This is a genomic window from Streptomyces sp. NPDC093598, from assembly GCF_044764825.1.
In the GTDB taxonomy this organism is placed as follows: Bacteria; Actinomycetota; Actinomycetes; order Streptomycetales; family Streptomycetaceae; genus Streptomyces.
This window is the reverse complement of record NZ_JBIWIV010000003.1, coordinates 178,099-197,929: the sequence shown is the minus strand read 5'-3', so window position 1 is coordinate 197,929 and position 19,831 is coordinate 178,099. Positions and strand designations below refer to the sequence as shown.

Sequence of the window (19,831 nt, the reverse complement as noted above, 5' to 3'; positions counted from 1 at the left end):
CGACCAACCCCACCGCCCAGCACCACCAGCAAGAGTTCCAGGAGAACCCCTCATGAGCACCACCACCGCTGTCGCCCCGCTGACCACCGAGGACGCCGACGTCCTCGTCGCCGCGGCCCACCGTGCCGCTGAGACCGCGGGTGTCGCTGTCAGTGTCACCGTCCTGGACGCGGGCGGGCATCTGCTCGCCTTTCGGCGGGACGACCGTGCCGTGCTGATCTCCGGCGAGACCAGCACCCGGAAGGCCTACACGGCTCTCCAGTTGAACGCGCCCACCGCCGACCTCGTCGACGCGGTGCAGCCCGGAGGTCTCTTCCACACGCTGCCGACCGCGCTCGACCGGCCGCTGCTGTTCATCGCCGGTGGCGTGCCGGTGCATCGCGACGGCCGCCTGATCGGCGCGATCGGTGTCGGCGGGGGTGCCCCCGAGCAGGACCATGGCTTCGCCACGGCCGCCCTGGAAACCCTTGCCTGACCAAGCCCTTGTCAGCGCGACGACGCCGGTTCCCCGATCCCTGGGAGCCGGCGTCGTCGTATCGAGGCTCTTCAGCCCGCCGCGACAGTGACCGGCGCGAACCGCCGGCTCCAGTCTCCCGGCAACGCGGTGATCCCGTACGACATCACCGAGTTGAAGGCAATGGACTCCAGACCGCGCTCCTTCACCCATGCGAGGAGCTCTTCGTGCCGCACGTCGATGTCGGTGCGCAAGGGGCGGTCGGTGTGGGCGGCCAGGGAGGCGACGAGCGCCTGGGCCACGGACGAGTCGCGTGCGATGAGCGGGCCGACCACGTGGGTGTCCATGTTGGGCCAGGCGGCCGCGTACCCGATGATCCGCCCGTCCTCCTCGGCCACGCGCAACTGGTCCGCGAACGCGGGCAGTCGGGTGACGATGTGCGTGCGGTCGGCACCGAACACCTGCTCGTCGAGCCGGAGAATCGCGGTGAGGTCCTCGGCGGTCGCGGCACGGGTGGCCACCGTCGGCTCCGGCCCGCCGGGAGTGAAACGCCCGAGGACCATCTCGGCCCGCCCGGTGACCTTGAAGCCGAGTTCCTCGTAGAGGGGGCGGCCGTACGGCGTCGCGTGCAGGGTGAGAGGCGTGGTGCCCATGGCGGAGACGACGTGGCGCATCAGTCGGCGCCCCACGCCCTGGCGAGCGTGCCGCCCGGCGACCAGCACCATGCCGATCGCGGCGAGGGCGGGTTCCTGCGGTCCGTATGCGGTGACGACACAGGCGCTGACGAGGCCGCCGTCGGGGTCGTCGATGCCGTAGCCCTTCCCGGCCGTGAGGAGGAAGCCCCACTTGTGCTCCTCCCGTGGCCACCCCCGATCCTCGGACAAGTCGGCGCAGGCGGCTTGATCGCGGAGCGTCAGACGGCGGATGGGCAATGAGGCAAGAGAAGGAGTCGGCACGCAGGTCAGGCTGTCCGACAAGGGACCCCGCCGTCCACCTCTTTCAGCGGAGACATACGACCTTTTGGCCAGTTGTCGCCGCTCGGCCGGCGCGAGGACCGGGGCTGGATGTTTCACGTGAAACACGTAAGAACATTGCGTGCCCGGTCAACGACGTGAACCGGGTTTTCCTCTTTCGTGGTTGGCGGACCTGATGATTCGCGTCGTGCCCGCATTCGTGACGAGGGAAGGGGGGACTTGTGTGCACGGTGGTGGCCGGTAGGGTCGACTCCGGTTCGCGTCCGGGACGAGCTGACCCGTGTGAGCCGAGCGCAGGGCAATGCAGCCTAACGGGACGGAGAGATCGAAGACCCGCGTTTCCGGTGATGCGACGGAACCGTCCAGGCGAGTGGGAAGCTCGATGAGAGTACTGCGGCCAATGTCACACTCTCGCCTTACTTGTCCGTACGGAGCTGGAATACGGGTTGAATGTGGCCGCATTGGCCGCGACAAGGATGGGAACGCAGACCGTCCACGGGGGAAAGCAGGCACCTTCCGACCGAGGAAGTGCGCAGACCGACCGAAAGATGCTCGAGGCGAGGCACACCATGGACGCTCCGACCACCACGTCGGCCGACAACGGCACTTCTGGCGGCGGGGGCGGCTGGTTCACACCCCGCAAGAACCCGACGACGGCGTCGGACAGCGACCCCGGGACGGCAGAAGGGCGCCGACCGGCCGTGATTCGTCCGGTGGGCAGGCCCACGACCGCACCGCAAGCGCCGGAAGACGCCACAGCCGCATCACGCACCGCAGTGCCCGGGGGCGTGAGTACCGGTGGACCGGACCTCGGGCGTGAATCCGCGCACGCGATGCCCACGCCAGCCCCTTCAGCCGCACAGCACACCCCGTCTCCCGCGGTCTCGAGCCCGGCCACCGCCTCGTCGCCGGGTCCCGCACCCACCGCGCTCACCCCGGCGCCCTTCGCCTCCGCCGCGCCTCCGCCTCCGACTGCCGCCGCCGAGCCTGGTGTGCCCTCCCAGCGGCACGCACCGGCGTCGCCCTCGGAGGCGGCCGCCTCAGCCCCGGCCGAAGCGGCCTCCCCGGACGCCCTCCTCATCCGCCGCGCCATGGCCGAGGTCGCCCCGGTCTCCGACAAGGTCACGTCGTACTTCTACGCCCTGCTCTTCGTCCGCCACCCCGACCTGCGGTCGCTGTTCCCGGCCGCGATGGACACCCAGCGGGACCGGCTGCTCAGGGCGCTGCTCACAGCCGCCGAGCACATCGACAACAAGGACGTCCTCGTCGACTACCTGCAGAACCTGGGCCGCGGTCACCGCAAGTACGGGACGCGGGCCGAGCACTACCCGGCCGTCGGCGAGTGCCTCATCGGCGCGCTGAGCAAGTACGCCGCCGGGGTCTGGAACGCGGAGATGGAGGCGGCCTGGGTCCGGGCCTACACCACGATCTCCCAGGTCATGATCGACGCGGCGGCCGCGGACGAACTGCGCGCCCCGGCCTGGTGGTACGCCGAGATCGTCACGCACGAGCTGAGAACCCCGGACGTCGCCGTCGTCACCGTCCGACCCGACCAGCCGTACCCCTTCCTCGCCGGGCAGTACACAAGCCTGGAGACGCCGTGGTGGCCCCGGATCTGGCGGCACTACTCCTTCGCCTCGGCGCCCCGCTCCGACGGCCTGCTGTCCTTCCACGTGAAGGCTGTCCCAGCCGGCTGGGTGTCCAACGCCCTGGTGCACCGCGCCCGCCCCGGCGACATCATCCGGCTGGGCCCGCCCACGGGTTCCATGACCGTCGACCACACCACCGACAGCGGCCTGCTCTGCCTGGGCGGCGGCACGGGCATAGCGCCCATCAAGGCCTTGGTCGAGGACGTCGCCGAGCACGGAGACCGCCGGCCGGTCGAGGTCTTCTACGGTGCCCGCACCGACCACGACCTGTACGACATCGACACCATGCTCCGCCTCCAGCAGACCCATCCCTGGCTCTCGGTCCGCGCGATCATCGACCAGCAGGCACACCAGCAGCTGCCGGACGCGATACGCGCCTACGGGCCGTGGAACGAGTTCGACGCGTACCTCTCGGGCCCGCCCGGGATGATCCGCAGGGGTGTGGACGCCCTGAGGGACATCGGCATCCCGTCGGACCGCATACGGCACGACTCCGTCGAGGAACTGGTCGCGGCCGGAAACTGATCAGCCGTCTCAGCCCAGGTCGGGCGCGTGCATGGCGAGAACGCCCTCGATGTTGCCGTCCAGGTAGTGCCGCAGCGACAGCGGCACGAGATGGACGGACGCGATCCCGACCCGGGTGAAGGGCACACGCACGATCTCGTACTCACCGACGGGCTCGTCCACCTCGGGGCCGTGGCGCAGGGAGGGGTCCATGGACTCCAGGCGGCAGACGAAGAAGTGCTGCACCTTCACACCGGTCGCGCCGCCGTCCTCGCCGATGTGCTCCATGGTGTCCACGAAGCAGGGCACCACATCGGTGACCTTCGCGCCGAGTTCCTCGTACACCTCACGGTGCAGGGCGTCGACGACGGTCGAGTCGCTGGGCTCGACCCCGCCGCCGGGAGTGAGCCAGTAGGGATCCATACCCGGCTTGGTGCGCTTGATCAGGATCAGGTCGTCACCGTCCAGCAGAACGGCGCGGGCGGTGCGCTTGACCACGGGTCGGACGGTCATGTGTGAAATGTGGCCCGGCTGGTTCCACGTGAAACATCGCGAGACGTGACCGGTCGAGCTCCCAGAGTGAATCGCTGTACCGAGCGCCCGGCACCTACGCCGGGGGCGCCCCTGGATCCACATCGTCGCAGCCCGGGACGCGGCTCCGAGCGTCTCAGCACCAGTCGGCCGAGGACCGCAGCAACCAGTCGTGAGCCCGCGCGACATGGGGCATCGCGAGCGTCCCGGTGCGGACGACGAGGAAGTAGGTCCGCAGCGGCGGCACCGCGGGCTCGTGCAGGGCGACGACATCGCCCCGCTGCAGCGCTGCCGCGCACAGGTAGCGGGGCAGCACCGCCAGGCCCGCCCCCGCGACCGCGCAGGCCAGGACCGCACGCAGGTCGGGGACGATCACGGTGCCCGGGGCGGCCGGGGGCGAGTCGAAGACGGAGGCCCAGTAGCGGGAGACGAAGGGCAGTGACTCGTGCACCTCTACCACGGGCATCTCCTCCAGGGCCGGTTCCGGCTTGCGGTCCGGCTGCCCGGCGCCGAGCTGCTCGGCCCAGCGCGGGGCGGCGACCAGGACGTGCTCCTCGTCGCAGAGCGCGGTCGCCGTGAGCAGGGCGCCACGCGGCTGAGCCGTGCTGATGGCCAGATCGTGATGCCCGGCGGAAAGCCCTTCCAGCACTTCCTCGGCGTTCCCGAACGAGGCGCGCAAGGCGAAGCCCTGCCCGTCCTCGCCGGTCAGCTCCGTGAGGGCGGGAAGGGCTCGTTCGGCGGTGAACTCCGGAGGACCTGCCAGGTGCAGCGTCCGTAAGGAGGAGTCGTCGTCGAGGCCGGTCTCGGTGATCTCCACCAGCGCGTCGAGATGCGGTGCGGCCTTGTGGGCGAGTTCGTCGCCGATGCTCGTCGGGGTCACACCGCGGGCCTGCCGCAGGAACAGGGGGCGGCCCAGCTGCCGTTCCAGTGTCCGTATCTGCGAGGTGACGGCCGGCTGAGAGAGCCCGAGCAGGGCGGCGGCGCGGGTGAAGGAGCCGGCACGGTGCACGGTGACAAAAGTCCGCAGCAAGGCCAGATCCACCGCACGCACTCCCCTCTCCGGCCCCGCTCCCGGCCCCCGGGCCGCGTTCAACTATAAATAAGTCGATAGGTCTCTGTCGCTACGGTGATTGGACACTGACAGAGAGTCAACTAGCCTTGGTCGCGCGGTTCTTGCGCGCGGAACCGGGGGACGGTCCGAGCCATGAGGGGGGAGGCTCGGACCGTCCGTGGGGATGTCAGGCGGCCGCGTCCAGCGCACGCAGCACATCCGCCACCAGGTCCTCGGGGTCCTCGGCACCGACCGACAGGCGGATGAAGCCCTCCGGTACCGCGTCCCCGCCCCACCGTCCACGCCGTTCGGCCGTGGACCGCACACCGCCGAAGCTCGTCGCGTCGTCCACGAGCCGCAGCGCGTCGAGGAAACGGTCGGCACGCGCGCGCGTGGGCAGCGTGAACGACACCACGCACCCGAAGCGCCGCATCTGCCGCGCGGCGATCTTGTGCGAGGGGTCGCCGGGAAGCCCCGGGTAGCGCAACCCCGTCACCTCGGGCCGTTCGCGCAGCGCCTCGGCGACCGCAAGGGCCGTCGCGCTCTGCCGGTCGACCCGCATCTGGAGCGTCGCGATGGAACGGTGCGCGAGCCAGGCCTCCATGGGCCCGGGGATCGCACCGACGATCTTGCGCCAGCGGCGCACGGCGGCCATGGCCACGGCGTCCCGGCCGACGACATAACCCAGGAGGACGTCACCGTGGCCGGTGAGCTGCTTGGTGCCGCTGGCCACCGCGAAGTCGGCGCCGAGCTCCAGCGGACGCTGGCCGAGCGGTGTCGCGAGGGTGTTGTCGACGGCCACCAGGGCACCACGCGCGTGTGCCGCCTCGGCGAGCCGCCTGATGTCACACACATCGAGCCCGGGGTTCGACGGGGTCTCGATCCACAGCAGCCTCGCGCCGTCGAGGACGTCGAGCTGGGCGTCACCGCCGGTCGGGGCGGTGCGCACCTCGATGCCGTACGCCTCCAGCTGGGCGCGGACCAGCGGCAGCGCCTGATAGCCGTCGTCGGGCAGGACGCACACGTCGCCGGTGCCCAGCTGAGAGAAGAGCACCGCCGAGATCGCGGCCATGCCGGAGGCGAAGACGAGCGTCTCGGCATCGTCCTGGCCGGGCGCCTCCAGCTCGCCGACGGCGCGCTCGAGCAGCGTCCAGGTCGGGTTCTCGTCACGGCCGTAGGTGTAGGGGCCGGTCGGGTCGCCCGGCAGGTGGAAGTGGGCGGCGAACACGGGACCGGGCAGCGTGGGCTCGTGCCTGACCGGCTCGGGCAGCCCGGCCCGCACCGCGCGCGTGCCGTCACCGGCACCCGTGGTCGCCCGGCCCGCGGCGCCCGTCACCACCTCTGCGGCGCCCGTCGCCCTGTCCACGGCGTCCGTCACTCCGTCCACGGCAGCCGTCACCTGGCCCGCCGCACCCCTCACCTGGCCTGCGGCATCCTTCACCTGGTCCGCGTCGACCGTCGGCCGGGCCCCGTCACCCGTCACCCGGTCGGCGTCACCCGTCGCGGAATCGCTCATGCCGCCCGTCCCTCCACGTCCTCGCGCACTGCGGCGAGCAGACCGGTGCTCGCCGCCTCCACCATCTCAAGACACTCCTCGAAGCCGTCCAGGCCCCCGTAGTAGGGGTCCGGTACGTCGAGGTCGTCGCCGGCGGCGGGGTCGTACGAGCGCAGCAGCCGAACCTTCTGTGCGTCCTGTTCCGTGGGCGCGAGGCGGCGCAGGGCTCCGAGGTGGCCGGAGTCGAGGGCGATCACCAGGTCGAGGCGGGAGAACCAGGACGACCGGAACTGACGGGCCGTGTGGCCGCCGGCGTAGCCGTTGGCCTCCAGGACGGTCACCGTACGCGGGTCGGCTCCGTCGCCCTCGTGCCAGCCGCCCGTGCCGGCGCTGTCGACCTCCACCAGCTCGTCGAGACCAGCCTCCGCCACCCGCGCGCGGAAGACGATCTCAGCCATCGGGGAACGGCAGATGTTGCCCGTACAGACGAAGCAGACCCGGTACGTCATGTCTGCTCAGTCCCCGTCGGGCAGGACGACGTGCAGCGCCCAGGAGACGACCGAGATGATCAGGCCGCCCAGGACGGCCGTCCAGAAGCCCTCCACGTGGAAGCTCAGGTCGAGTCTGTCCGCCAGCCACGAGGTGAGAAGCAGCATCAGCGCGTTGACGACCAGGGTGAACAAGCCGAGCGTCAATATCAGCAGCGGCAGGCTGAGGAGCTTGACGACCGGCTTGACCAGGAAGTTCACCAGGCCGAAGATCAGCGCCACGATGATCAGGGTGCCGATCTCCTTGCCCGTGCTGTCACCGGTCAGGGTGATCTTGTCGAGCAGCCATACGGCGACCGCCAGGGCACCCGCGTTGGCGATCGTCTTGACTACGAAATTCATCATGTGTCTGATCGTGGCAGACCTGATCGGACATGGGCACAAGAGGCAGGGGCGGGCAAGGCGATGAAGGCATTTCGGCTGGATGAACTGGAGGCGGAGCGCGCCGCCAACGAGGGTGCCTACCTGCAGTTTCTGCGGGAGCAGAACATGTCGGTCGGCCTGTACGCCCTCGATGCGGGCGAGCAGGATCCACAGAAGCCGCACAATCAGGACGAGGTCTACTTCATCGTGAGCGGCCGTGCCGCGATCACCGTCGGCCTGGAGACGACCCAGGTGGCACGCGGCAGCGTGATCTACGTGCCGGCGGGCGTCGCCCACAAGTTCCACCACATCACCGAGGACCTGAGGGTCCTGGTGGTCTTCTCTCCGCCGGAGAGGTGACGGACCGCCTCAGGGTTCCCTAGGGGATCGGTCAGGGGAGGACAAGGGACGCGAGGCCCCCGTTCGACCCCTCCCCGGACCTAGCATCGAGTGCAGGACATCAGAGATCCAGAAGGACCGACAGGACCCGGCACTCGAACGGGCGGAGAGGTAAGGACGAGGGCGATGCGAGAGATCTTCACGGGACTGCCGTGGTGGGTGAAGTGGATCGCGGTGCCGGTCATCGCCCTGGTCGTGTTCGGCGGGCTGATCGCCAGCGTGGTCGGCTTCGTCATCGGACTGCTCTTCAAGGTGCTGGTCTTCGTGGCACTGGTCGGCGGACTGATCTACGTCGTACGGAAGTTCACGTCGAGCTCCTCGTCGCGCAGCGACTGGTGAGACCGGTGGGAAACCGGTGGGGGTAGCGGGAAACGCCTGGGATCGCCGGTTCCCTCGGGCGAGGGAAGTTTCCGGGCGGGGCGGTCTGCGCGCGGTGGCAGGCGAATAGAGTCCGGAACTCGACGCGGGGACTTCCCCGCGAGCGGCATACATCCCCACCCGTGTTCCTCCGCACGGGCTGCCCCCTCGCGCTTCGGGAGAGACCCTTGGTCCCGGCTGACACCGCACCCGTCCACCTCCGCGCCGTCCCCGCGCAACCCCGGTCGGCGGCATCCTCCGGGCCACCGGCCCCCTCCACACCGGCACCTCCGCCGACCCTCATCGGATCCGTGCAGCGCGCGATGCGCCTGCTGGAGACCGTCGCCGTGCACGAGTACGGCGCCCCCGCCAAGCAACTGGCCCGTGAGACCGGGCTGGCGCTGCCCACGACCTATCACCTGCTGCGCACGCTCGTGCACGAGGGCTATCTGCGCCGGGACAAGGGCCTGTTCTTCCTCGGCGCGGCGGCGGAGCGGCTGAGCAGCAGCGGAGCGCGGCAGAAACGTCGCAGCACGGTCGTCGACGCGCTCGCGCACTGGCGGGACGTCCTGGGCGTCCCCGTGTACTACGCGGTGTACCGCGAGGGCGAGGTCGAGGTCATGTGCGTCTCCGACACCCCGGGCAACCCGGCGGTCGAGGAGTGGGCCGACTTCCGGGAGACCGGGCACGCGCACGCCGTCGGGCAGTGCCTGCTGTCCCAGCTGGACGAGGACGCGCGCCGTGACCACCTCGACCGCTACCCGGTGCAGCCCCTCACGCCGTACACGGTGCGCGACAACCACAGCCTGCTCCGGCGTTTGGAGCGGATCCGGCGCATGGAACCGGTGATCGAGCGTCAGGAGTACGCCCTGGGCACGGTCTGCGCCGCGATTCCGCTCACCCTCGGCACCACGGCCGCGACGATGGCCATCTCACTCCCCGCACACCAGGCCGACCGGTTGCTGCCCGCGGCCCGGCAGTTGCAGGCCGAGATGGGGCGCGTGCTCGGCTCGCTCGCGCTCTCTATCAGTATGTGAAAACTCACTCCTTGTGATCTGCTGTGTACGTTCAGCAAGATTCCACCAAGTGTCAGAGGTTCGTTCCCGGCCAGTCACGGCGAATGACGGGGTTATCGATGCGCGAGTCCGTACAAGCAGAGGTCATGATGAGCTTTCTCGTGTCCGAGGAGCTCTCCTTCCGCATTCCGGTGGAGCTGCGCTATGAGTCCAGTGATCCCTATGCCGTCCGGCTGACTTTCCACTTGCCCGGTGATGCCCCGGTGACGTGGGCTTTTGGGCGGGAGTTGCTGATCGACGGGGTCGGCCGGCCGTGCGGGGAGGGCGATGTGCGGGTCACGCCCGTCGACCCCGACGCGTTGGGCGAGGTGTTGATCCGGCTTCAGGTGGGCAGCGACCAGGCGTTGTTCCGGTCGTCGACGGCACCGCTCGTCGCTTTCCTCGACCGTACGGACAAGCTGGTGCCGCTGGGCCAGGAGGGCTCACTCGCCGACTTCGACGCCCACTTGGACGAGGCCTTGGACCGCATCCTCGCCGAGCAGGGCGCCGGCTGACACATGGATCCGGCGGCACGGTGGAGTAACGCTTCACCGGATGCCGCCGAGCTGTGCAGGAACGCTTCTTCCTGCGATCTTCGTATGACCGGGCGATCTTCTCGCGGTGGGGCAGGGGCTCTTTCCGCCGGAGGAGGCCCGGCCGCTGCGGTTGATGCGCCGGGAGGCGCGGCGCGAACCGGCCGGCGAATGTGCGGCGCGGCCGAGGCGGCGGGTGTGCGGGACGCCCGCGGGGCGGTGGATGTGCTGCACGCGGCCGAGACGACGGACATGCCGGACGCTGCCGAGACGACGGGTGTGCGAGGCGCTGCCGAGTTCACTGATGTGCGGGACGCCGCGAGGCCCCGACGTCCGGGAGGGGGCCTGAGGCCGAGTCGCTCGGAGTCGGCGCCGCTCCCCGGGGCCGGGCGTCGCACAGCGGAGCGGCCTGAGCGCGGGGCCGCTTCATCCGCTGCGCCCGATGCTGTGCACAGGCCTCCGCCACGCGGACGCGTCAGCGCTTGCGGCGCCTCCCCCTCCCCCCGCGTGCCGCCACGGAGGCCTCCGGGGCGGGCTCCGCTCCGGGGCGGTCGGCCGAGACGACCAGCGCCGCCAGGGCCGTGGTGACCGGCACCGAAGCGACCAGGCCGATCGAACCGACCAGTGTGCGCACGATCTCCTCCGCGACCAGCTCGCTGTTGGCGACCGTCCCCACACTGCTCTGCGCGATCGAGAACAGCAGCAGCAGCGGCAGCGCCGCACCCGCGTAGGCGAGGACGAGCGTGTTGACGACCGAGGCGATGTGATCGCGGCCGATCCGGATGCCCGCGCGGTAGAGCCCGCGCCAGCCCATCGACGGATTGGCCTCGTGCAGCTCCCAGACCGCCGATGTCTGCGTGACCGTCACGTCGTCGAGTACGCCCAGCGAGCCGATGATGACGCCGGCCAGCAGCAGACCGCTCATGTCGATCGTCGGGTAGAGGCCGTGGATCAGGCCGGTGTTGTCGTCGGTGTTGCCGGTGAGCGCGGCCCAGTCGATGAACACCGAGCCCAGGATGCCGATCAGCAGCAGGGAGATGAGGGTGCCGAGCACCGCCACGGAAGTCCGGGCCGACAGGCCGTGACACAGGTACAGGGCGATGAGCATGATGGCGCTCGCGCCCACCACCGCCACGACCAAGGGGTTCGAGCCCTGCAGGATCGCGGGCAGGATGAAGAAGTTCAGCACCAGGAAGCTCATGGCCAGCGCCACCAGGGCCATGACCCCCCGCAGCCGCCCGACGACCACGACGGCGAGCGCGAAGATGCCGGCGAGCAGCGCCATGGGCAGACGGCGGTTGATGTCGGTGACCGAGTACTGCAGGTCCTTCGGTGCCGAGGGCTCGTAGGCGACCACGACCTCCTGGCCCTCGTGCAACTGGCGGGACTGGTCCGGCTGGACGATCTCAGTGAACGTACGGCCCTTGTCGTCGCCGCTGTCGACCCGGATCGTCGCCCGCTTGCAGGTGCCCTTCTCCTGCTGCACCGCCGAGGAACCCTCCGCGGTGGAGGTGTCGCCGGTCGGCGGAACGCCCGAGGCGCCGGCCTCCCTGCAGCTCACCTCGACCACCTTGGTGACCGTGGCATCCTGCGTCTGCCGGTCGAAGCCGACGCCGGTGCGCTCGTGCGCCGGGGCGCCGCCCGGCCACAGCACGGCGAGACCGACCAGCACCGCCACGGCGAACGGGATCAGGACCGCCGCGATGACCTTGCGCAGGTGCATGGAGACGGGCGTGGCCGGACCGTGGTTGTGCGAGTGTCCATGCCCGCCACCCGGTGCGGAGCCGGGGCCGTGCCCTCCGTGCCCGTCGCCTCCACCGTGCCCGTCGCCTCCACCGTGCCCGTCGCCTCCACCGTGGCCGTGCCCATCACCTCCGCCCGACCCTGAATCGTGCCCGCCACGGGGGCCGGGGCCCTGCCCCCCGACGGGACCGCCGTGGCCGCCACCGGAATAGCCGCCACCCTGGCCGCCACCGGAGCCCGGCCCGTACTCACCGCTGGGACGGGAACCGTATGCACCGCCGGTACCCGAGCGGTACTCACCGCCGGAGCCGGGACCACGCTCACCGCCGGAGCCCGAGCGGTACTCTCCGCCGGTACCCGAGCCGTACTCGCTGTCGGAGCCGGGACCACGTTCGCCGCCGCCCCCGGGGGCGAAATCCGAGCCACGCCCGTACCCGGGCGCAGGGCTCTGCCCCCTGGTCGGCTCTCTCCCGGCCCCGGTGGCGAAACCATGGCCGTTGCCACGGCCGTCGCCGTTTCCGGCGCCGGATCCGCGGGGCGGCTCGGGTGGTGGGTAGGGGGGACGCTGCGTCGTGGTCACCGACCGATCATCGCAAGAACGAGGGGGGCCCTCTGTTCACCGCGCCAGAATTGCCGCTAGCGTGGGGGCACCTTTTGTACACGCGGGAGCTCGGAGCACCGGGCTGAGAGGGCGCTGACCTCCGTCCCAGCGATGTTTCACATGAAACATCGCCGGAGTCGAGTGATGTTTCACACGAAACGTCGCCGGACGGAAACCGCTGCGTCGACCGCCGAACCTGTTACCGGGTAATGCCGGCGTAGGGAGTAGGTCTGATGACCAGCAAGGACGCACGCACGCCTGCCTCCGTTCAGGACGAGAAGTCCGAGGAGGCCGGAAAGTCCATCGGCTGGCACAAGGCGTACGTCGAGGGCACCCGCCCCGACCTGCGCGTGCCGGTCCGTCAGGTGCACCTCACCAACGGCCAGTCGATCACGCTGTACGACACGTCGGGTCCGTACACCGATCCACTCGTCGACACCGACGTCCGCAGGGGCCTGGCGCCGCTGCGCGAGAACTGGATCATCGCCCGCGGTGACACCGAGGAGTACGCGGGCCGCCCCGTCCGCCCCGAGGACGACGGCATCAAGCACACCTCGCCCCGCGGCGGTCTCCGCAACCTGGACGCGGTCTTCCCCGGCCGGCCGCGCCAGCCGCGCCGCGGCAGGGAGGGACAGGCGGTCACGCAACTCGCGTACGCCCGCCGCGGCGAGATCACGCCCGAGATGGAGTACGTCGCCATCCGGGAGAACGTGTCGCCCGAGGTCGTGCGCGACGAGATCGCCGCCGGCCGGGCTGTGCTGCCGGCCAACGTCAACCACCCGGAGATCGAGCCGATGATCATCGGCAAGCGGTTCCTGGTGAAGGTCAACGCCAACATCGGCAACTCGGCGGTGACGTCCTCCATCGAGGAGGAGGTGGAGAAGATGACCTGGGCGACCCGCTGGGGCGCCGACACGGTCATGGACCTGTCCACCGGCCGCAACATCCACACCACCCGCGAGTGGGTGCTGCGCAACTCTCCCGTCCCCATCGGCACCGTGCCGCTCTACCAGGCCCTGGAGAAGGTCGACGGCCGGGCCGAAGAGCTGACCTGGGAGATCTACAAGGACACGGTCATCGAACAGGCCGAGCAGGGCGTGGATTACATGACGGTCCACGCGGGCGTGCGTCTGGCGTACGTGCCCCTGACGGCGAACCGCAAGACCGGCATCGTCTCCCGCGGCGGTTCGATCATGGCCGCCTGGTGCCTCGCGCACCACAAGGAGTCGTTCCTGTACGAGAACTTCGAGGAGCTCTGCGAAATCCTCGCCGCGTACGACGTCACGTACTCGCTCGGCGACGGCCTCAGGCCCGGCTCGATCGCGGACGCCAACGACGAGGCGCAGTTCGCGGAGCTGCGCACACTCGGGGAACTCAACCGGATCGCGAAGCGTTTCAACGTTCAGACCATGATCGAGGGCCCGGGCCACGTCCCGATGCACAAGATCAAGGAGAACATCGACCTTCAGCAGGAGATCTGCGATGAAGCTCCGTTCTATACGCTCGGCCCGCTGACCACGGACGTCGCCCCGGCGTACGACCACATCACCTCCGGCATCGGCGCCGCGATGATCGCCTGGTGGGGCACGGCGATGCTGTGTTACGTGACGCCCAAGGAGCACCTGGGCCTGCCGAACCGTGACGACGTCAAGACCGGCGTCATCACCTACAAGATCGCCGCCCACGCAGCCGACCTCGCCAAGGGACACCCGGGTGCGCAGGAGTGGGACGACGCCCTCTCCGACGCCCGTTTCGAGTTCCGGTGGGAGGACCAGTTCAACCTGGCCCTCGACCCGGACACGGCACGGGAGTTCCACGACGAGACCCTGCCCGCCGAGCCGGCCAAGACGGCTCACTTCTGCTCGATGTGCGGTCCCAAGTTCTGCAGCATGAAGATCTCACAGGACATCCGCCGTGAACACGGCGGCACCCGGACCGAGATCGAGGAGGGCATGGCCCTGAAGTCGAAGGAGTTCGCGGCCAGCGGGAACCGTGTGTACCTGCCCATCGCGGACTGACCCGGCCGCGCACAGGCCCGGGGGCCGATGGTCCCCCGGCCTGTGGGAGGTGCCTGCTCGGACGGGATCCGACGGCTACTCCGGCTGATGCTCCGGTCCTCCGAAGTCCGGGCTGGTGTAGTCCGGACTGCTGAAGCTGGGGCGCGAGCCGCGGTCGCCGTCGTCCGGGCTGGTGAACCCCGGGCGGTCGTAGCCGAGGTGCGGCATGCGGCTGACCGGCGTGGACGAGGGCGTGGGGTGCAGCGCGGCGGCCGCGCCGGGGTCGACGAGTGCTTCCCGCAGGAAGGGCAGGACGCCGCGTTCCAGCAGCGCATCGTGCCAGGCCTCCTTGGCCCGGGCCACTTCCTCCAGCAGCTCGCCGTACGGCCCGCCTTCGGCCGTGGGCTTGTTCCGCAGGGCCGTGAGCAGCAGTCCCACCGCGGCGACAAGGATCGCCACCGCGGTCACGGCGCCGAACACCCAGCCCGTGGTGAGCATGGTCCGGGCGAATCCCTGCTCGGGGTCGAGCATCTGCAGGATGTAGCCGACGAGCAGGAAGATCGCCGCCGCGGTTCCGGCCAGGACGGGTGCGAGGACGGCGACGACGGCGACGGCGCCCGCGCCGGTGGCCTCGGCGACGCCCATGGTGGCGGCGAGCCCCGACGCGCCCGCACCCGGCTCGGAGGAACCGGACTCGCGCACGGCCGTCGAGGCGGACGACGCCGGCTGACGCAGTTCGTCGCGGACCTTGACGTAGTACTGGTACTCGGTCGACGCGGCGGCCGTGATGAGCGCGGTGGCGTTCAGCGCCATGGTGCGCAGCTGTTCGGGGTTGAGCCGCTGTCCGACAGCGGCCAGTTCGGGACGGTGTGGTGCGGAGCGCAGCGCCTCATCGAGGATCCGCTCGTATTCCTGGCGGTCCTCGCTCAGCAGGTGCTGCGGAACGCTGTTCATGTGCATCCCCCGATGCTCCGTAGGGCTTGGGGCTCGGCATGCTGACGAGCCGTCGGGCAGAAACGGAGGGGAGCCTGCTACGGATAAGCCGATGGTAGAGCGGTGACGGTATGCGGTGACAGGGGGTTTACCGAAATTGACCCGTCACCGGGCCGGTCCTCCGACCGGGAACGCCTGCCCGGTAAACGTTCACGCATCCAGCGGCAGTTGCTGGACCAGCAGCTTTCCGGCCATGGTCACGCCGCCGTCCATCGCGATGGCGAGTCCGTCGGCGTAGACGTGCGGTCCCTCGATGACCGGGTCGCTGTTGTCCTCGTCCTCCTCGGCACCGACCTCGCCCAGCAGATAGGGAATCGGGCTGTGTCCGTGAACGATGCGGGTGCCACCGTACGTATCGAGCAGGGAGCGCACGGCGTCCGCGCCGCCCTCGTCGCGGAAGGAGAACCGCTTGGTGAACTTGCGGAACAGGTCCCAGACCTCGTCCGCGTCATTGCGGGTGATCGTCTCCCGGACGGTGTCGTTGACCTCTTCGATGGAGCGGCCGTAGTCGAGGTAGGCGGTGGTGTCGGAGTGGACGAGCAGGTGGCCGTCGACCTCCTCGACGGCGTCCAGGCGGGACATCCACTGCAGGTGGTGGTCCTGGAGGCGGTCCATGTCGGTCTTCTGGCCGCCGTTGAGCAGCCAGGCCGCCTGGAAGGTGGCGGTGCCCGCACCGGAGTTGACGGGGGTGTCGCCGAACCGCTTCGCGCCCAGCAGCAGCAGCTCGTGATTGCCCATGAGCGCCTTGCAGTAGCCGCCGGCCGCGGCGGCCTCGGCGGACAGTCGCATCACCAGGTCGATGACGCCGATGCCGTCCGGGCCGCGGTCGGTGAAGTCGCCGAGGAACCACAGCCGGGCGGTGCCCGCGCACCAGTTGCCGGCGGCGTCGAGCAGGCCCTTCTCCTGGAGGGCCGACACCAGCTGGTCGAGGTAGCCGTGCACGTCACCCACGACGTACAGCGGGCCCTGCCCGGTGCTGGTCTGCGGGACGGCGGCGGTCTCGGGGTCCACGGTCACCTGGACAGTGTCACCCCGATTGACGACGGGAAGGTCGCGCTGGGTCGGCGTGTACCCCTCGGGGTAGGTCTCCTCGGGCGGCGGGGCGACCTCGCCGGGGTGAACGCTGTGGACGTACGGACCGGTCTCGTGGACGTACGCGGGCACCCGGAAGTCGCGCAACGTCGCCGTCCGCTCCACCTCGGGTCCCTGACCGGCCCCCTGAGTCATCGACCCCTCCACCATCGCGCCGCATTGCACCGCATCGGACTGCCTGGTCGTAGCGGCCCGCGGATGTCGTGGGCCCATCATAGGAATGCGGATCGCGCCATGTGATGACCCAGGGGTGGTGAATCAGAGCAAGGGTCCAGTTCACCGCGGCTTTCGCCCCGATTGAGCCGGGCTTTGACCACCGTGTGACCGTCCTCGCTCTTCTTCTCTTCGCGAGAACGATCCCTTCTCTCCGGGGGACCGGCCCTGTTTCTCCCCAGGAGCACGACCTCCCCGCACCCCGCTGCGAGACGTCCGCTACGAAATCTACGTCTGCTCGGGTGACCGCGGCGGGCTGACCGTCGTGCGCGGCGGGCGTCGCTGTGACGAGGTGCGCACGATCAGCTCCGTCGGTATCACCTGCTTCACCGGACGGTCGGATTCCACTCCCTCGATGGCGTCGATGAGGAGCTGTACCACCGCCGTGCCGATGCGGCGCGGCTTCAGGGAGAGCGTGGTGATGGGCGGCTCGGTGTTGGCGTACACCGTCGACTCGCTGCAGCAGACCAGCAGCAGGTCGTCGGGGACCCGCAGGCCGTAGCGGCGGGCGGCGGCGAGCAGGTCGGTGCCGTTGGGGTCGAACAGCCCGTAGACCGCGTCGGGCCGGTCGGGCCGGGCGAGGAGCCGGTCGGCGGCGACGGCGCCCGCGCACGGATCGTGCGCCGGGTAGGCCTCGTACACCGGATCCTGGCCGACGCGCTCGCACCAGCGCAGGTACGCGGTGGTCGACAGGTGGGTGTACGTGTCCGTCGTCGTGCCGGTCAGCAGGCCGATGCGGCGGGCGCCGGCGGCGGCCAGGTGGTCGAGGATGCCGAGGACGGCGGCCTCGTGGTCGTTGTCCACCCAGGCCGTGACCGGCAGCGAGCCGGCCGGGCGGCCGTCGGAGACGACCGGCAGGCCCTGCCGGACGAGCTCGCTGACGACCGGGTCCTGGTCGGAGGGGTCGATGACGACCGTGCCGTCCAGGGCGACGTTCGACCACACGTCGTGGCGGGAGGTCGCGGGCAGGATGACGAGGGCGTAGCCGCGGGCGAGCGCGGCGGAGGTGGCGGCCCGCGCCATCTCGGCGAAGTACGCGAACTCGGTGAAGGTGAAAGGTTCATCCCCGTATGTGGTCACGGTCAGGCCGATGAGGCCCGACTTGCCGGTACGGAGGGTCCGGGCGGCGGCCGAGGGCCGGTAGCCCAGCCGGTCGGCGACTTCCCGGACGTGGCGCCGGGTGGCGTCCGGGAGCCGACCCTTGCCGTTGAGGGCGTCGGAGACGGTCGTGATCGAGACCCCGGCGGCGGCGGCCACGTCTCTGATACCGGCCCGACCCGGCCGACTGCCTCGCCGTGAGGTTTCCGCGCGGCTCACCTGGTGCTTCCCTGCTGCTGTCATGGCGAGCCGATAGTAGGGCTCATGCGGTGGGGTAGTGCGGACGCATATGCACGCGTTGACAGGCACGTTTCTGCATGATCATTCAACCCCAATTGCTTGCGAAAGAAAGGGTGTTGAGCCCTCCCATGGCAGTACGTGACGTGGTGGCGCACACGGGCCTGCCAAGTGGCCGATGTTGCGAAGAGGTCTCAACTCACCTGCACGGGGGATGCGCGCCACGGCGTGCACCACCGGCGCGTAGATATATGTGAGGCGCTCCCCCGGATTCGTACGCCTTGGTGCGGCGATGCCCCTGATGCCGGTGGGACGGGGGAGGCCGTGGCCGGCCGCTCGGTCGTGGCTATACGCAGCGGCGCCGAATCCTCATAAGGTGAGGAGTATTGGATGTCGGCGGCGGTCATGGGCCGCCGGTCTTCACGAGGAGGACTGCGGTGAGCGAGACGAGCCCCAAGCTGCGCGCCGAGCTGGAGGGGATCCCCACCTACAAGCCGGGCAAGCCCGCCGCGGCAGGTGGTCCGGTGGCCTACAAGCTGTCCTCCAACGAGAACCCGTATCCGCCGCTGCCGGGTGTGATGGAGACCGTGACGGCGGCGGCCTGCAACTTCAACCGCTACCCGGACATGGCCTGTACGGCGCTGATGAACGAGCTGTCCGAGCGGTTCGGCGTGCCGCTCACCCACCTGGCCACCGGCACCGGTTCGGTCGGCGTCGCCCAGCAGCTGATCCAGGCCACCTCCGGCCCGGGCGACGAGGTGATCTACGCCTGGCGGTCCTTCGAGGCGTATCCGATCATCACGCAGATCAGCGGCGCGACGTCGGTCCAGGTGCCGCTGACACCCGGGGATGTGCACGACCTCGACGCGATGGCCGACGCGATCACCGACCGGACGCGGCTGATCTTCGTCTGCAACCCCAACAACCCGACCGGCACGGTGGTGCGGCGGGCGGAGCTGGAGCGCTTCCTCGACCGTGTCCCGAGTGACGTGCTGGTGGTCCTCGACGAGGCCTACCGCGAGTTCATCCGTGATCCCGAGGTGCCGGACGGCGTCGAGCTCTACCGGGACAGGCCCAACGTCTGCGTCCTGCGGACCTTCTCCAAGGCGTACGGCCTCGCCGGCCTGCGCGTCGGGTTCGCCGTGGCGCACGAGCCGGTGGCCGCGGCCCTGCGCAAGACGGCGGTGCCGTTCGGCGTGAGCCAGCTCGCACAGGAGGCGGCGATCGCCTCACTGCGGGCCGAGGACGCACTGTTCGGCCGGGTCGGTTCGCTGGTGTGTGAGCGCACCCGGGTGGTCGACGGGCTGCGCTCGCAGGGCTGGACGGTGCCCGAGACCCAGGCCAACTTCGTGTGGTTGCGGCTGGGGGAGCGTACGGTCCCGTTCGCAGAGGCGTGTGAGCAGGCGGGTGTGGTGATCCGGCCGTTCCCGGGCGAGGGTGTGCGGGTGACGGTCGGAGAGGCCGAGGCGAACGACATCTTCCTGAAGGTGGCGGAAGGGTTCCACAAGGAGCTGTAGGACTCCGCGAGCCTGGTCAGGCGTCCAGGAGTTCCACGCGCACGGGGTCGCCGTCCCGCACCGTCGCGAGCAGTCCGGGGTCGCCGTCGAGGCGGCCCAGGACATTGCACGGGCTTGCGAGGCGGCACTCGTCGCCCTGTGAGATCGGCGTGGGCCCGTAGGGGAGGGCGAGGGCGTCGCCGTCGGTCCAGAAGGCGACGGTGCCCGGCTCGACGACCTCCCGGGCGCCTGTTTCACGTGAAACCGCCACTCCGGTGTCGAAGTACACCTCCTCGCCCCAGGTGCGGGCGGTGGAGACGAGAGGCAGTGCCTTGGCGAGGGCTTGGCTGGTCGGGGTGTCGTCGAGAGTGGCGGTGAGGTGCCCCGCCGGCCATGAGATCCGTATCTGTCGCGATGTCGGTGTCTGCATGCCGTCGATTCAACAATA

The 19,831-nt window shown here is 70.0% G+C and carries 19 protein-coding genes and 1 riboswitch; of the genes, 8 read left to right on the top strand and 11 right to left on the bottom strand.

From position 1 onward, the window contains the following. Window positions 1-52: 52 nt before the first annotated feature. Entirely contained in the window at window positions 53-475 is a 423-nt protein-coding gene (locus ACIRDU_RS12700; RefSeq protein WP_403577809.1) for a heme-binding protein, read from the top strand. Between the two features lie 71 nt (window positions 476-546). Here the strand turns inward: ACIRDU_RS12700 and ACIRDU_RS12695 are convergent, their stop codons facing one another. After that, window positions 547-1,410 carry a GNAT family N-acetyltransferase gene (locus ACIRDU_RS12695; RefSeq protein WP_403577806.1) on the bottom strand — a complete coding sequence of 288 codons (864 nt, stop codon included), beginning with the start codon at window positions 1,408-1,410 and terminating at the stop codon, window positions 547-549. A gap of 566 nt (window positions 1,411-1,976) precedes the next feature. Between ACIRDU_RS12695 and ACIRDU_RS12690 the strand changes: the two genes are divergently transcribed. After that, entirely contained in the window at window positions 1,977-3,602 is a 1,626-nt protein-coding gene (locus ACIRDU_RS12690) for a globin domain-containing protein (protein WP_403577803.1), read from the top strand. Window positions 3,603-3,611: 9 nt separating this feature from the next. Here the strand turns inward: ACIRDU_RS12690 and ACIRDU_RS12685 are convergent, their stop codons facing one another. The 5 genes from ACIRDU_RS12685 to ACIRDU_RS12665 all read right to left on the bottom strand — a co-directional run bounded on the left by ACIRDU_RS12685 (window position 3,612) and on the right by ACIRDU_RS12665 (window position 7,551). After that, window positions 3,612-4,094, bottom strand: a complete 483-nt coding sequence (locus tag ACIRDU_RS12685) for an NUDIX domain-containing protein (protein WP_390982480.1) — start codon at window positions 4,092-4,094, stop codon at window positions 3,612-3,614. A 154-nt stretch (window positions 4,095-4,248) separates the two neighbouring features. Continuing rightward, a complete protein-coding gene (locus ACIRDU_RS12680; protein ID WP_403577801.1) occupies window positions 4,249-5,154 on the bottom strand; it encodes a LysR family transcriptional regulator in 906 nt (301 codons plus the stop codon). 196 nt (window positions 5,155-5,350) lie between these two features. Beyond that, window positions 5,351-6,679, bottom strand: a complete 1,329-nt coding sequence (locus tag ACIRDU_RS12675) for a cystathionine gamma-lyase (RefSeq protein ID WP_403577799.1) — start codon at window positions 6,677-6,679, stop codon at window positions 5,351-5,353. Further along, complete coding sequence (locus ACIRDU_RS12670) at window positions 6,676-7,167, bottom strand: low molecular weight protein-tyrosine-phosphatase (protein WP_403577796.1); 492 nt, start codon at window positions 7,165-7,167, stop codon at window positions 6,676-6,678. The genes ACIRDU_RS12675 and ACIRDU_RS12670 overlap by 4 nt, the downstream gene beginning before the upstream one ends. A 6-nt stretch (window positions 7,168-7,173) precedes the next feature. Beyond that, on the bottom strand, window positions 7,174-7,551 hold the full coding sequence (locus ACIRDU_RS12665; RefSeq protein WP_403577793.1) for a phage holin family protein: 378 nt from the start codon (window positions 7,549-7,551) through the stop codon (window positions 7,174-7,176). Window positions 7,552-7,611: 60 nt separating this feature from the next. Between ACIRDU_RS12665 and ACIRDU_RS12660 the strand changes: the two genes are divergently transcribed. The 4 genes from ACIRDU_RS12660 (at window position 7,612) to ACIRDU_RS12645 (ending at window position 9,895) form a co-directional block, all read left to right on the top strand. Continuing rightward, window positions 7,612-7,929: a cupin domain-containing protein gene (locus ACIRDU_RS12660; RefSeq protein WP_097217849.1), complete on the top strand. Its 318-nt coding sequence runs from the start codon at window positions 7,612-7,614 to the stop codon at window positions 7,927-7,929. 165 nt (window positions 7,930-8,094) lie between these two features. Next, a complete protein-coding gene (locus tag ACIRDU_RS12655; protein ID WP_020271174.1) occupies window positions 8,095-8,307 on the top strand; it encodes a DUF5326 family protein in 213 nt (70 codons plus the stop codon). 329 nt (window positions 8,308-8,636) lie between these two features. Then, window positions 8,637-9,362, top strand: coding sequence for an IclR family transcriptional regulator (locus ACIRDU_RS12650; protein ID WP_403577790.1), 726 nt, complete (start codon window positions 8,637-8,639; stop codon window positions 9,360-9,362). A 98-nt stretch (window positions 9,363-9,460) separates the two neighbouring features. Continuing rightward, window positions 9,461-9,895 carry an SsgA family sporulation/cell division regulator gene (locus ACIRDU_RS12645; RefSeq protein ID WP_030849994.1) on the top strand — a complete coding sequence of 145 codons (435 nt, stop codon included), beginning with the start codon at window positions 9,461-9,463 and terminating at the stop codon, window positions 9,893-9,895. A gap of 493 nt (window positions 9,896-10,388) precedes the next feature. On the opposite strand, the gene ACIRDU_RS12640 is transcribed toward ACIRDU_RS12645, so the two are convergent. Next, entirely contained in the window at window positions 10,389-11,636 is a 1,248-nt protein-coding gene (locus ACIRDU_RS12640) for a YibE/F family protein (protein ID WP_403577787.1), read from the bottom strand. Window positions 11,637-12,308: 672 nt separating this feature from the next. After that, window positions 12,309-12,498: riboswitch (TPP riboswitch) on the top strand. On the opposite strand from ACIRDU_RS12640, the gene thiC reads away from it, so the two are divergent. Next, window positions 12,491-14,275 carry a phosphomethylpyrimidine synthase ThiC gene (gene thiC / locus ACIRDU_RS12635; protein ID WP_403577784.1) on the top strand — a complete coding sequence of 595 codons (1,785 nt, stop codon included), beginning with the start codon at window positions 12,491-12,493 and terminating at the stop codon, window positions 14,273-14,275. (Overlaps the previous riboswitch by 8 nt.) A 75-nt stretch (window positions 14,276-14,350) precedes the next feature. On the opposite strand, the gene ACIRDU_RS12630 is transcribed toward thiC, so the two are convergent. The 3 genes from ACIRDU_RS12630 to ACIRDU_RS12620 all read right to left on the bottom strand — a co-directional run bounded on the left by ACIRDU_RS12630 (window position 14,351) and on the right by ACIRDU_RS12620 (window position 17,893). Continuing rightward, window positions 14,351-15,214 (bottom strand): hypothetical protein, encoded by an 864-nt coding sequence (locus ACIRDU_RS12630; RefSeq protein WP_403577782.1) that lies wholly within the window; start codon window positions 15,212-15,214, stop codon window positions 14,351-14,353. A 183-nt stretch (window positions 15,215-15,397) separates the two neighbouring features. Beyond that, the gene (locus ACIRDU_RS12625) at window positions 15,398-16,489 is read right to left on the bottom strand and encodes a metallophosphoesterase (protein WP_403577780.1); all 1,092 of its coding nucleotides are present in this window, start codon (window positions 16,487-16,489) and stop codon (window positions 15,398-15,400) included. A gap of 291 nt (window positions 16,490-16,780) precedes the next feature. Beyond that, window positions 16,781-17,893, bottom strand: a complete 1,113-nt coding sequence (locus tag ACIRDU_RS12620; protein WP_403577778.1) for a LacI family DNA-binding transcriptional regulator — start codon at window positions 17,891-17,893, stop codon at window positions 16,781-16,783. 431 nt (window positions 17,894-18,324) lie between these two features. Between ACIRDU_RS12620 and hisC the strand changes: the two genes are divergently transcribed. Beyond that, entirely contained in the window at window positions 18,325-19,404 is a 1,080-nt protein-coding gene (gene hisC / locus ACIRDU_RS12615) for a histidinol-phosphate transaminase (protein ID WP_403577775.1), read from the top strand. A gap of 16 nt (window positions 19,405-19,420) precedes the next feature. Here hisC and ACIRDU_RS12610 read toward each other — a convergent pair whose 3' ends face one another. Beyond that, window positions 19,421-19,813 carry a cyclophilin-like fold protein gene (locus ACIRDU_RS12610; protein ID WP_403577772.1) on the bottom strand — a complete coding sequence of 131 codons (393 nt, stop codon included), beginning with the start codon at window positions 19,811-19,813 and terminating at the stop codon, window positions 19,421-19,423. Window positions 19,814-19,831 lie beyond the last annotated feature (18 nt).

Excerpts from the sequence above, each read along its gene's own strand:
- ACIRDU_RS12700 (WP_403577809.1), top strand. The coding sequence starts at position 53 with ATGAGCACCACCACCGCTGTCGCCCCGCTGACCACCGAGGACGCCGAC.
- ACIRDU_RS12690 (WP_403577803.1), top strand. The coding sequence starts at position 1,977 with ATGCTCGAGGCGAGGCACACCATGGACGCTCCGACCACCACGTCGGCC.
- ACIRDU_RS12685 (WP_390982480.1), bottom strand. The coding sequence starts at position 4,094 with ATGACCGTCCGACCCGTGGTCAAGCGCACCGCCCGCGCCGTTCTGCTG.
- ACIRDU_RS12675 (WP_403577799.1), bottom strand. The coding sequence starts at position 6,679 with ATGAGCGATTCCGCGACGGGTGACGCCGACCGGGTGACGGGTGACGGG.
- ACIRDU_RS12670 (WP_403577796.1), bottom strand. The coding sequence starts at position 7,167 with ATGACGTACCGGGTCTGCTTCGTCTGTACGGGCAACATCTGCCGTTCC.
- ACIRDU_RS12665 (WP_403577793.1), bottom strand. The coding sequence starts at position 7,551 with ATGATGAATTTCGTAGTCAAGACGATCGCCAACGCGGGTGCCCTGGCG.
- ACIRDU_RS12660 (WP_097217849.1), top strand. The coding sequence starts at position 7,612 with ATGAAGGCATTTCGGCTGGATGAACTGGAGGCGGAGCGCGCCGCCAAC.
- ACIRDU_RS12655 (WP_020271174.1), top strand. The coding sequence starts at position 8,095 with ATGCGAGAGATCTTCACGGGACTGCCGTGGTGGGTGAAGTGGATCGCG.
- ACIRDU_RS12645 (WP_030849994.1), top strand. The coding sequence starts at position 9,461 with ATGCGCGAGTCCGTACAAGCAGAGGTCATGATGAGCTTTCTCGTGTCC.
- ACIRDU_RS12640 (WP_403577787.1), bottom strand. The coding sequence starts at position 11,636 with ATGCACCTGCGCAAGGTCATCGCGGCGGTCCTGATCCCGTTCGCCGTG.
- thiC (WP_403577784.1), top strand. The coding sequence starts at position 12,491 with ATGACCAGCAAGGACGCACGCACGCCTGCCTCCGTTCAGGACGAGAAG.
- ACIRDU_RS12630 (WP_403577782.1), bottom strand. The coding sequence starts at position 15,214 with ATGCACATGAACAGCGTTCCGCAGCACCTGCTGAGCGAGGACCGCCAG.
- ACIRDU_RS12625 (WP_403577780.1), bottom strand. The coding sequence starts at position 16,489 with ATGGTGGAGGGGTCGATGACTCAGGGGGCCGGTCAGGGACCCGAGGTG.
- ACIRDU_RS12620 (WP_403577778.1), bottom strand. The coding sequence starts at position 17,893 with ATGACAGCAGCAGGGAAGCACCAGGTGAGCCGCGCGGAAACCTCACGG.
- ACIRDU_RS12610 (WP_403577772.1), bottom strand. The coding sequence starts at position 19,813 with ATGCAGACACCGACATCGCGACAGATACGGATCTCATGGCCGGCGGGG.